An 11,414-nucleotide genomic window follows, 5' to 3' on the forward strand; every position below is an offset into this window, starting at 1 on the left:
GATACGTGTGTCCATCGGCTGATTGACCTGCTTCTTGTACGTGGCCAGTGACGGTGTACCCTCTTGAAATCTGAGAATATGCGTCACGTTGGGAATCTCATGGTATTCAAAATCACTATTCACAAGTTCTGCCATCTTCACTAGGTCTGAAGGGTCTACCTGAATATCCTTGGAGCCCGTAATAGCCAGAGCCGGTATCTTCATGCGAGACAAATCCGGTGCCGGGTCGTAGTCTATGAACTCACGCAACCATTTGGCGTTCAACCTCGCGACAAGCTGCACACGGTACGAGTCCTTCGTAGACCGTTTAATCTTGTCCATCTGTTTCTGCTGTGCCTTGGCAATATCGATACGCAGCAATTTGATTAATAATCCGTTCAGTCCTTTCATACCGGCGGCAACCTGTCGGGTTTGCCACCTCAATATGTCTTCGCCGCGCTGTGCTGCTCCGGCCAGAAGGACGGCTCCTGCTACGTCAACACCCTGTCCGGCCAGCCTGACAGCAATCAACGCACCCTCGCTGTGACCTAGCAGGAATACTGCTCCGGGTTTAATTTCCTTGTTGGACTTGACGTAATCCAGCGCCGCCAGAGTGTCTGTAGTATTGTCAGAGAACCCGGTAGTCCAGTAATCACCTTCGCTGGCACCGACACCCCTTTTATCAAACCTCAGGCTGGCAATTCCCTCCCCGGCAAACAAAATGGCAAATTCACGGAACAGGTTAATAGGAAACTTTTTGTGGTTTTCATTCCGGTCGACCTGTCCGGAGCCGGCAATAAACAAAACTGCCGGGAAAGGTCCCCTCGAATCCGGCATCGCCAGAGTGCCATACAAATTAAGGGCTTCCGATTTAAAGGATACCTCTTGCTCAATCATATGAACTATCCCTCTGCCCCCACATTTCACCCCAGCTTCATGACCTTGATTAGCTCCTGCACCGACTTTGCCGAGTCCGTCAGAGCGTCTTTCTCTTCGGCCGTAAGCTGCAACTCGATTACCTGTTCAACACCACTGCGGCCCAGCTTCACCGGTACGCTGATGACGGTGTCCGTTACACCGTACTCTCCATCCAGGCGTACCGCACAGGGCAGAATCCTCTTCTTATCGAGCAGGACTGCCTCCACCATCTGGGCAATCGCCGCTGAGGGTGCGTAGAAGGCGCTCCCGGTCTTGAGCAGCCCGACAATCTCCGCTCCACCGCCGACGGTACGTTCCACCAGCCGGTCAACGGTCTCCGCGGGCAGGATTTCGGTTATCGGGGTGCCGTTGACCGTGGTCAGGCGGGGGACAAGCACCATGCTGCGGCCGTGCTCTCCCAGGACGCAGGCAGCCACATCCTCGACGGATACATCGAGCTCCTCGGCAATGAAGCTGCTCAATCGGGCGGTATCGAGGACACCGGACAGGCCGAATACGCGGTTCCGGTTGAACCCGCTCTCATGAAGGGCCAGGTAGACCATGGCATCGACCGGATTTGTGGCCACGATAACCACGCAGTCCGGTGACTGGCTGACGGTATTCCGGGTAACCGCAGCAATAATCTCCTTGTTGGTCAGAAGCAGGTCGTCACGACTCATACCCGGTTTCCGGGCCACGCCGGAAGTGATTACCACCACGTCCGAACCGGCGGTCTCTGCATAGCTGTTGGTGCCTGTCAGACAGGTGTCGAACCCGAGCACCGGGCCCGATTCCTGGATATCCAGCGCTTTCCCCTGGGGCAGCCCCTCGACAATATCGAGCAGGGTAATATCGGCGTAGTCGCGCTCGGCAATACGCTGCGCACAGGAAGAACCAACGTTACCGGCACCAATGATACTGACCTTGAAACGATTGCTCATCGACTTTCCTTTCTTCATTTGTGGATATCCTCCTAATTCTACTATTTTCCTCTCCGGTGGGCAATAGGCTACACTGTCATTCTGAGCTTACCTGCTGGTTTTACCAGCAGGCCACAGCCGAAGAATCTCTCTCTGTCATTCTGAGCTTACCTGCTGGTTTTGCCAGCAGGCCACAGCCGAAGAATCTGGGGGAGGGGTCTTAGATTCTGTGCCGCTGCTAGAGCGGCCCTCCTCTGCGTTCTGTTCAGAATTACAGGAAAGAACGGGGAGTCAAAGAGGGGTTTCGCCCCTTCTGAGGGGCGCCCCCTCTATAAAATCTCTTCCCCTTCCCTTTATCGAAGGGGAAGGCACCGCCCCTTCTGAGGGGCGCCCCATCTGGGCCGCACGGGGATAGGTTTACCATATTATTGTGAAGAAAGGTCTGGCATCCTTCTGATCACTGGACATAACTACCTTTTAGATAGACATAACACGAGAAACAATTCACACTCGGTTAGCCTCGATTTGTTTCCCGTTATTTCTTTTTTTTGTCTGGTTTGTCGCCATTGGCCCTGTCTGTCACTGGTGTACCGGACGAGTGCGATTCCTTGGCAACGGGGGCCAATCGGCTTATCAAGCCGGACGCACTCAGCTTGACAAGCCGAGCGCAATCGGCGAAAATCTTACCGGACTGTACTCGGGAGTGGACAGGCAGCATAAGCTACCTGTCCACTAATTTCATGACAGGGGGAAAGTAATGCAGCAAGCGCTGACCGACCTCACGGTGCTGGACCTCACTCATTATGTGGCCGGCCCGTACTGCACCAAGCTCCTGGCCGATTACGGTGCAAAGGTCATCAAGATTGAGAAGCCCGGTGCTGGTGACGGGGCGCGGCGACTGGGCCCCTTCTACGGAGATGACCCCCACCCTGAGAAGAGCGGCCTTTTCCTCCACCTGAACACCAACAAGAAAGGAATCACCCTCAACCTGAAGACCGCTACCGGCACCAGGATATTTAGTGAGCTTCTCAAAGACGCACACATACTGGTAGAGAACTTTTCACCGAGGGTGATGCCCGGTCTGGGCCTGGATTATGAGACCCTGGACAGTACCAACCCGGGGCTGGTGATGACGTCCATCTCCAACTTCGGACAGACCGGCCCCTACCGTGATTATGTGGCAACAGAGCTGGTCAGTTTCGCCATGGGCGTTCATATGTACAACGAAGGCGAACCAGACCGTGAACCGCTGCGGTTCCCCGGTTACAAGTCGCAATACCTGGCGGGGACACACGCTGCCGCGGTCACCATGGGAGCCTACTTCGGGAGCAAGGCAACCGGAGCCGGCCAGCATGTGGACGTCTCCATCATGGAGTGCATGGTGGCTCCCCCGGAAGGGGCGGCCGTACTGATGGGCTATGCGTTCTCGGGAGCGCAGGCAGGCAGGCAGGGGTCCCGCAGAGAGGGGTCTTTCCCGTGGGGCGTCTACCCATGCAAGGACGGCCATATCTTCGTCTACGGGATAGTCGGTTTCTTCTGGCCACGCATCGCTGCCTGGATGGGGATGCCCGGGCTGGTTGAGGACGAGAGATTTGCCACTCCGGAAGCCAGGAGAGAGCACCACAGTGATTTTGATGCCATTTTCCTGCCCTGGCTACTGGAGCACACTCGTGACGAGCTGTTTCACTCGGCGCAGGCGCAGCGGCTACCGGTTACACCCGTATACGCCATAGATGAAGTCCTCAAGGACGCCCAGTTCAACGCCCGCGGTTTCTTTCAGGAGATAGAACATCCCGTTATCGGAAGGGCTACCTACCCCGGACTACCGTTCAAGCTGCCGGAGACGCCGACGATGCCGCAGAAACCGGCACCCTTGCTCGGCGAGCATAATTATGAAGTCTACTGTGAGCGGCTGGGGTACAGTCGCCAGGACCTGGTGCGACTGCGCGAGATGAATATCATCTAAACGGTCTCTATTAATTCAGCAGGAGGTACCTATGTCCCGACTACCCCTGGAAGGTATCAAGGTTATCGACCACGGCATTGTCTATACCGGAACGGCGGCCAACACGCTACTCGCCGATATGGGCGCTGAGGTCATAAGGGTAGAGTCCATCGGGCGCTTTCCCGCCATGACCAGAGGTTACCGCCCCCGGCCGGCACCCGGGCTGGAGGAATATCCGGGTTATGTAGACGGCGAGCCTGGCGACAGGCCCTGGGACCGCTGGTTCCAGTTGCACGCCATGAACCGTAACAAGCTCGGCATAACCCTGGAGCTGAACCGACCCGAAGGGATTGAAGTATACCATAAGCTGGTGCGGCGTGGCGACGTTATCATCGAGAACTTCTCCCAGGGCACCATGGAGCGGTTGGGACTGGGCTACGAGGCACTTAAAGGGGTGAAGCAGGATATCATCATGATTTCGGCGTCCGGTCTGGGGAAGGAAGGCCCCTACAAGGGATACAGCACCTTCGGCACCAACCTTGATGCCATAACCGGCATGACAGTGCTCCGGGGCTACCCCGGGTCCGACCTCACCGAGCGGGACCCGATTCCGGTCTGGACCGACAACGTGGCCGCCAGTACGGTAGCCTTCGCCGCTCTGGTTGCACTGCAGTACCGTGAGAAGACCGGCAAGGGACAGTTCATTGACCTTTCCCAGGCGGAGGGCTTTCTCCCCCACATGGGCGAGACCCTGATGGACTACACCATGAACGGGAGAATCGGCGAGGCCATCGGCAATCGTGACCCCTCGAATGCGCCGCAGGGCTGCTACCGCTGTCGTGGTGAGGACCGGTGGGTCACCATCTCCGTCACGTCGGACGAGGAGTGGCAGGCTTTTTGCAGGGTACTGGGTAACCCTCCCTGGACAGAGGATGAACGCTTCACCGACGTGCTCTGTCGCTGGGCAAACCAGGATGAGATGGACAGGCACATCGAGCAATGGACGGTACAGCACAACCCGTACGAAGTCATGTATATCCTCCAGGCTGCGGGAGTGGCCGCCGGTCCGATGCTCACACCCGCCGACGAGTACAGCGACCCTCACCTCAACGAGCGGGGCTTCTTCCAGGAGGTCACCCACCGGGAGGCCGGCACCCACCGCTACCCGGGGATGTTCTTCAAGTATTCAAAGACGCCGGCGGACATCCGTACTCCGCCCAACTGTCTCGGCGAGCACAACGACTACGTCTATGGAGAACTCCTGGGCATGTCCAGAGAAGAGATAACCCGACTCTCCGAGTTGGGCGTCATCGGCACGGAGTACCTGGAAGGGGTGTAGGCGGGGAATATATCCAGTGAATTATAGAGATAGAAGTCTATCTGAAATACAATCGTTGTGTGGCAATGTGTAAGAGTGGCTATGGCAGACGATGTAAAACAACCTGTTGAAAGTGCTGGCAGTACACGTAATTTCATTACGAAAGCAGACCTGGAAGGTCTACCCGAACCAGTCCGGAGGAATCTGCGCTATGTACGTGTCATTGGAAAACAGAGAATACGCACAGTCCGTCTGAAACAAGAGGGGTTCTTTAAACTCAAGCCCGGTCAGAACTGGCTGCCCGTACGTGCCGGACAGTACTTTACCACGGAACCACCCGGTTTGGTATGGCAGGCTACAATCAGAATGAACCCTTTGCTCTGGGTATCGGGCAAAGATACTTACTCCCGGGGCAAAGGTAATATGAAAATGAAACTCTGGTCCTTTATCAAGTTTTCCGACATAAGGGGGCCAAAGCTGGACCAGGGAACAATGCTCAGGTATCTCAGTGAAATAATCTGGTTCCCCACCGCATATTTAAGCAACTACCTGGAATGGGAACCGGTTGATGCGGATACTACGCAGGTAACGATGAAATATGGTGGTGTAACAGCTTCGGCACTACTAAGTTATGACAGTGAAGGCAGGTTAACCGGATTCGTCGCAGACAGATACATGGGTGGGAAAGATGATGCTACTCTGGAAAAATGGTCAGTGGTACCCGGCGAATACAAAGAGGTACACGGACTGATGATACCGTTCAAAGGTGAGGTAACCTGGAATCTGGCCAGTGGTGATTTCACCTGGGCAAATCTTGAAGTAACCGACATTAATTACGCCTGACCTCCGCTCATCCTTCCGGTGTTGATGTGTATACCATATTGAATTCTGTTGCCAGATTCGCTGGACCAGACTGGTCTGGACCGTGCACCCTGACATTGACAATCTTTAGTAATTTGCCCTAGACTGTAATTGATAATCATTTTCAATTATTAACTCAGATGAAAGTAACGGAAAAGACCATCTTCTCAACATTGCGAAAAAACGGCTATAAAGTGACGCCACAGCGTCGCGTTGTAATTCAGGCTATTGCCGACAGTGAGGACCACCTGACACCCGCCGAAATATATAACATGGTAAACCGGAACAAACCCGGTACTGGCCTGGTGACCGTCTACCGTACCCTGGAGGTTCTTATCGCCCTTAACCTTGTCTGCGAGCTTCACACCGGCACCAACTGCCCCAGCTACACGCTCAGCATACCCCAGCACCATCACCACCTGGTATGCTCCGATTGCGGCAAAGTCGTTGACTTCACCGGGCACAATCTGGCAGAGCTGGAAGAAAGGCTGGCCCGGGAGAGCGGGTTCAGAATCGATGACCACATACTTGAATTCACCGGCCGCTGCCGTACCTGCCAGGAGATGTCCGGCACTGTATCCGCCGCCAGGTAATAGAGGATGTTTCGTCTAATAGTAACCGAACTGAGACACCACGTTCTGTTCACAGTGCTCGGCGCTGCCTCCGGAATAGTCTTCGTCATCATTATCGCCCTGACCGATACACTACCGGTCGTCTCCGGTGCATCGGAAACGGTGTTTAGCATACTACACCCGCTGCACGTGGTATTAAGTGCCGCGGTCACAACGGCAATGTACCGCAGGCACTCGCGCGGGCGCATCCTGCCCACTATCCTCATCGGGTACTTCGGGGCAATCGGTATTGCCACCATCAGTGATTCCCTGGTCCCATTTCTCGGGGAGAGCCTGCTCCACCTGCCCCACGCGGAAGCTCACATTGGCTTCATCGAGATGTGGTGGGTGGTGAACCCGGCCGCTCTACTCGGTATTGCTCTGGGCCTCTGGAAGTCTGTGACCAGGTTCCCTCACGCCGGGCACGTCTTCCTGAGCACCTGGGCATCCCTGTTCCACATCATCATGGCCATGGGCACAACGGTAGAATGGCTCCTTGTCCTGCCGATATTCGCCTTCCTCTTCCTTGCCGTGTGGTTTCCATGCTGCCTGAGCGATATCGCTTTCCCCCTGCTCTTCTCAAGGGAGGGAGTGCATTCTGAGGAACACTAGCCCAACCCCACGCAGAGATGAGGAGGTATAGTCCGGGACCCGAGTATTTGTCCTGGGCACCAGACTCAGATATCATGGTTTCCAGAGCCGGCATGGAGAGAGGTATCAAAGGGTGGAAAAATCCGGAATCGTCATCATCGGGGGCTTTCTCGGAAGCGGCAAGACAACCCTGCTCAAGAAGCTGCTCGAATGGGAGTTCGAACGGGGCACCAGGCCGCAGGTGATAATGAGCGAGTTCGGTGATTTCGACGTCGATGGCGCCATTATCGGTGACTGCCGCATTGACATTTCGGCTATCGTCAGCGGCTGTATCTGCTGCGGTTCGAGAGACGAACTGGCCGATGCCCTGACCGGGATGCTGCGCTCTGCACCCGGCTCACCGATATATATCGAGGCAACCGGAGTAGCCGACCCGGCCGGTGTACTCACGGCCATTACGCCCGTCATCGGTGATAGCGGTAACTTCGTCAGGAAGGTAATCGTTATCCATGACGCCAGCCGACACGACAGCCTGGATAAAGACGCGGTTCTCGTCGAGCGACAGCTTATGGCGGCTGACCACATTATCCTGAACAAGTGTGACCTCGTACCGGATAAGGTCGATACTATCATCGAAGAAGTGGCAGCGGTCAATCCTGCCGCTACGATAACAAAAGCCGTGGCCTGCGCCGTAGACCCGGAGGAGATGACCCGGGGTGTCACTGCCGTGAAAGCGGGGCTGGGGAACGAGCATGGTGACGACCATTACAGCAGCTTCGCCTTCCAGCTTGAGTCCCGCCTATCTCAGACCGCACTGGAGAAGTGGCTGGAGTCACTACCACCGACCGTTCTCCGGGTCAAAGGGTTCGTCCGATTACAGGGGCAGAATGGCCTCTTCGAGGTACAGGCAACCCGGGGGCAGTTCAGCATCACGCCCTTCCCCACGCGGGGATGGCAGGACTCGGTACTGGTCGCCATTACTCATCCCATGCCCGCCGAGGAGCTGGTCAGGGGATTTCAGGACTGCGTGGCTGCCCGGGAAACCACCTGAGCCAACCCCCCAAACCTAAGTAATCCCTGTCAGGGTAATATTTGTCCATTCTGTGCGCTCTCACGACTATCGGTGACTGTATCGGAATGCCGGGATTGACCCCGGCAGCAACTCCGCCTACAATAGTCGTGAGCGCCCACTGCGGTGGGGCCCACTAAAGTGGGGAACCAGCAAAGGGTGAGGAGTTGTCGTGAATCTTGCCGTCCAGCTTGCCCCACAAAATAAAAAGGGGTTGCTACTGGCCAACCCGGTGATGAACGCTTCCGGTACATTCGGCTATGGTACCGAGTACAGCCACCTGCTTGATATCCGGAGACTGGGAGCTATCGTATGCAAGGGCACGACCCTTAAACCGAGAGAGGGCAATCCCCAGCCACGACTAGCTGAGACACCCTCCGGCGTACTCAACTCAATCGGGTTGCAGAACATAGGAGTTGAGGCACTGATTAGGGAAAAGGCACCACTCTGGGCAGACTGGCAGGTGCCCGTCATCGTCAATATCGCCGGTGAGACTATCGAGGAGTACGCGCAGTTGGCCGCCCGGTTGGACAAGGTAGCCGGAGTCAGCGGTGTCGAGGTGAACATCAGTTGCCCCAACGCAGCTGCCGGTGGTGCCGAGTTCGGCATCTATCCCGGTCCCGCCGCAGCAGTGACCGCAGCCGTCAGGAAAGCAACTTCTCTGCCCGTCATGGTAAAGCTCACCCCTAATACCGGTGACATCGTGGGGGTGGCCGTCGCCGTGGCCGAAGCCGGTGCCGATGCCGTCTCGCTGATAAACACTATCAAGGGCATGGTGGTAGATACCGTAAAGAGGCAGCCCCTGCTGGGCAACGTCTTCGGAGGGCTGTCCGGCCCGGCAATCAAGCCAGTGGCGCTCTACATGGTCTACCAGGTGGCCGGAGCGGTGGATGTGCCGGTGGTAGGATACGGCGGGATTACGTCTGCCGCCGACGCCATCGAGTTTATCATGGCGGGTGCCAGCGCCGTGCAGGTAGGCACTGCCAGCCTGACCAGCCCACGAGCACCGCTCGATGTCCTCGAAGGGATAGAGAAGTACATGCGTGATGAAGGAATCGAGGATATCAGGGAGCTTATCGGTGCGGCGAGGAAGCCCTGAATGACCACGCCTGACGTATCCATAGTAGACAGCCACGCCCACCTGACCGCCAGCGAGTTCGACGAAGACCGTGCCGACGTAATCGCTCGTGCGCGTGACGCCGGTGTTGGCACTATCGTAACCGTGGGGACGGAACTGGAATCGAGCCGAGCAGCGATAGCACTGGCAGAGCAGCACCCCGGAATACTGGTGGTGGCAGGTTTTCACCCCCACGGAGCGGATAGTGTCTCCCGCGAGGACATCACCGCCCTGGGTGAACTTGCCCAACACCCAAAGGTGGTTGCCATCGGGGAAATCGGACTGGACTTCCACCGGGACTACTCGTCACGTGAGCGGCAACGGGAGGTGCTACGCTGGCAGCTTACGCTAGTGGCGGAGCTTGACCTGCCCATCGTGGTCCACTGTCGCGAGGCCCATGAAGAGATGCTGCCCATACTTCGCGAATGGACGCGAAATCTAGGGGCTTCCCTCACATCGCCCCCGGGCATCATTCACTGCTTCGTGGGAGACACCGAAACCGCCCGCAAGTACCTGGACATGGGGTTCTATCTCTCCCTGGCGGCCTACATCGGCTACCCGTCCAGCAGGTACGCTCACGACACGATACGCGCCATCCCCTCCGACCGGCTGCTGGTGGAGACGGACTGCCCCTTCTTCGCCCCGCAGAGGATTCGTGGGAAACGCTGCGAACCGGCCTACGTAAGAGATACCGTGGTCGAGCTTGCCAGGATAAGGGGAGAGTCCGTGGAGAAGGTGGCGAGAGACACAACCCAGAATGCGCAGCGACTATTCGGCGCAGGGAAGGGGCTATCCAGTCACTGAGTAGCACTGCTGGCACACTGAAAATATTCTGAAGGGAAACAAATCACAGCTAACAGGCTCGATTTGTTTCCGTGGTTATGTTAAGTATATTACTGCCTATTGTCACTATACAGGACAGATGGGTCAACTACTCAAGATGAAGAAGGAGCGCACCCTCATCACGGTACAGGTCCAGCCCGGCGCCAGCCGGAACCAGGTCGCGCGCTACACCGACGGCGTCCTGCACGTGCGGATTGCCGCGCCTCCGGTCAGGGGCAAGGCCAACCGGGAGCTGATTGCGTTCCTCAGCGATGTCCTCGGCGTGAGTAAGAGCAGCCTGTCAATAGAGAAAGGCCACACCAGCCGGAGGAAGGTCATTGCGGTGGAGGGGATGGAGCAGGGGGAGGTTGTGGGACGGATTGAGGGTTTGGATAGGTGAGCGGTGTGGTGGTGCTCTAACCCTCGCCCCTAAGATGCAGGGAGGAGTAAGGGGGGCTCCCCTAAGAAGGGGGACACCCCTCTCTAACTCTCCGAAGCGGAACACGGCTCAAGGGGGACACCCCCTTAGACCCCCGTTCCATAGGGGTTGCACCCCTCTGGACACCCCAAAATGGTGCGAGGGTATCTCCATAGGCAGGGACCGTTTTCACCTAAGGGGGTACCGAGATACTGTGGCAATATCTGGCCAGACACGCAGGCTGTACCCGGCAGACGATTATCGCCCTTGAGCAGGGAAAATACGTGCCTTCCATCAAGCTCGCATTCGGGCTTGCCAGGGCCTTCGGCGTCACGATAGAAGAGGTCTTTCAATACGGGGAGACAGAATAGGTGGTTGCGGGAATGGGGGAGGGGGAGGTTGTGGGACGGATTGAGGGTTTGGAGGGTGTACAGCGGTGCTTTGACCCTCGCCTCTGAAGGTGAAGGGAGGATTAAGGGGGGGCTCCCCTCAGAAGGGGGACACCCCCTTAGACCCCCGTTCCATAGGGGTTGCACCCCTCTGGACACCCCAAAATGGTGTGGGGCCAGTTGGTCGGCAGGCGTCATTCGCACCTTATAGACTAGCGCGCTGTTCCGGCAAGAGCTGGCCAGACACGCAGGCTGTACCCGACAGACGATTATCGCCCTTGAGCGGGGGAAATACGTGCCTTCCATCAAGCTCGCCTTCGGGCTTGCCAGGGCCTTCGGCGTCACGATAGAAGAGGTCTTTCAATACGGGGAGACAGAATAGGTGGTTGCGGGAATGGGGGAGGGGGAGGTTGTGGGACGGATTGAGGGTTTGGAGGGTGTACAGCGGTGCTTTGA

13 protein-coding genes are annotated in these 11,414 nt (G+C 56.9%); 11 read left to right on the forward strand and 2 right to left on the reverse strand.

Going from position 1 to position 11,414, the window contains the following annotated elements:
- On the reverse strand, positions 1–876 hold an 876-nt coding region (locus tag VMW13_05495), incomplete at its 3' end, for an alpha/beta fold hydrolase (protein ID HUV44267.1).
- A 26-nt stretch (positions 877–902) separates the two neighbouring features.
- Positions 903–1,856, reverse strand: coding sequence for a malate dehydrogenase (gene mdh / locus VMW13_05500; GenBank protein ID HUV44268.1), 954 nt, complete (start codon positions 1,854–1,856; stop codon positions 903–905).
- Positions 1,857–2,574: 718 nt separating this feature from the next.
- Between mdh and VMW13_05505 the strand changes: the two genes are divergently transcribed.
- The 11 genes from VMW13_05505 to VMW13_05555 all read left to right on the forward strand — a co-directional run bounded on the left by VMW13_05505 (position 2,575) and on the right by VMW13_05555 (position 11,340).
- The gene (locus tag VMW13_05505; GenBank protein HUV44269.1) at positions 2,575–3,783 is read left to right on the forward strand and encodes a CoA transferase; all 1,209 of its coding nucleotides are present in this window, start codon (positions 2,575–2,577) and stop codon (positions 3,781–3,783) included.
- 31 nt (positions 3,784–3,814) lie between these two features.
- On the forward strand, positions 3,815–5,101 hold the full coding sequence (locus tag VMW13_05510; GenBank protein ID HUV44270.1) for a CoA transferase: 1,287 nt from the start codon (positions 3,815–3,817) through the stop codon (positions 5,099–5,101).
- Between the two features lie 81 nt (positions 5,102–5,182).
- Positions 5,183–5,923 (forward strand): DUF6544 family protein, encoded by a 741-nt coding sequence (locus VMW13_05515; protein ID HUV44271.1) that lies wholly within the window; start codon positions 5,183–5,185, stop codon positions 5,921–5,923.
- A gap of 158 nt (positions 5,924–6,081) precedes the next feature.
- Positions 6,082–6,534 (forward strand): transcriptional repressor, encoded by a 453-nt coding sequence (locus VMW13_05520; protein HUV44272.1) that lies wholly within the window; start codon positions 6,082–6,084, stop codon positions 6,532–6,534.
- A 6-nt stretch (positions 6,535–6,540) separates the two neighbouring features.
- Positions 6,541–7,164: a hypothetical protein gene (locus tag VMW13_05525; protein ID HUV44273.1), complete on the forward strand. Its 624-nt coding sequence runs from the start codon at positions 6,541–6,543 to the stop codon at positions 7,162–7,164.
- A gap of 112 nt (positions 7,165–7,276) precedes the next feature.
- A complete protein-coding gene (locus VMW13_05530; protein HUV44274.1) occupies positions 7,277–8,194 on the forward strand; it encodes a GTP-binding protein in 918 nt (305 codons plus the stop codon).
- A gap of 190 nt (positions 8,195–8,384) precedes the next feature.
- Entirely contained in the window at positions 8,385–9,311 is a 927-nt protein-coding gene (locus tag VMW13_05535; protein HUV44275.1) for a dihydroorotate dehydrogenase, read from the forward strand.
- A complete protein-coding gene (locus VMW13_05540; protein HUV44276.1) occupies positions 9,312–10,133 on the forward strand; it encodes a TatD family hydrolase in 822 nt (273 codons plus the stop codon).
- A 118-nt stretch (positions 10,134–10,251) separates the two neighbouring features.
- Positions 10,252–10,551, forward strand: a complete 300-nt coding sequence (locus tag VMW13_05545) for a DUF167 domain-containing protein (protein HUV44277.1) — start codon at positions 10,252–10,254, stop codon at positions 10,549–10,551.
- Positions 10,552–10,793: 242 nt separating this feature from the next.
- Complete coding sequence (locus tag VMW13_05550) at positions 10,794–10,940, forward strand: helix-turn-helix transcriptional regulator (GenBank protein ID HUV44278.1); 147 nt, start codon at positions 10,794–10,796, stop codon at positions 10,938–10,940.
- 253 nt (positions 10,941–11,193) lie between these two features.
- Complete coding sequence (locus tag VMW13_05555) at positions 11,194–11,340, forward strand: helix-turn-helix transcriptional regulator (GenBank protein ID HUV44279.1); 147 nt, start codon at positions 11,194–11,196, stop codon at positions 11,338–11,340.
- Positions 11,341–11,414 lie beyond the last annotated feature (74 nt).

The organism is Dehalococcoidales bacterium, from assembly GCA_035529395.1.
Taxonomy (GTDB): Bacteria; Chloroflexota; Dehalococcoidia; order Dehalococcoidales; family Fen-1064; genus DUES01.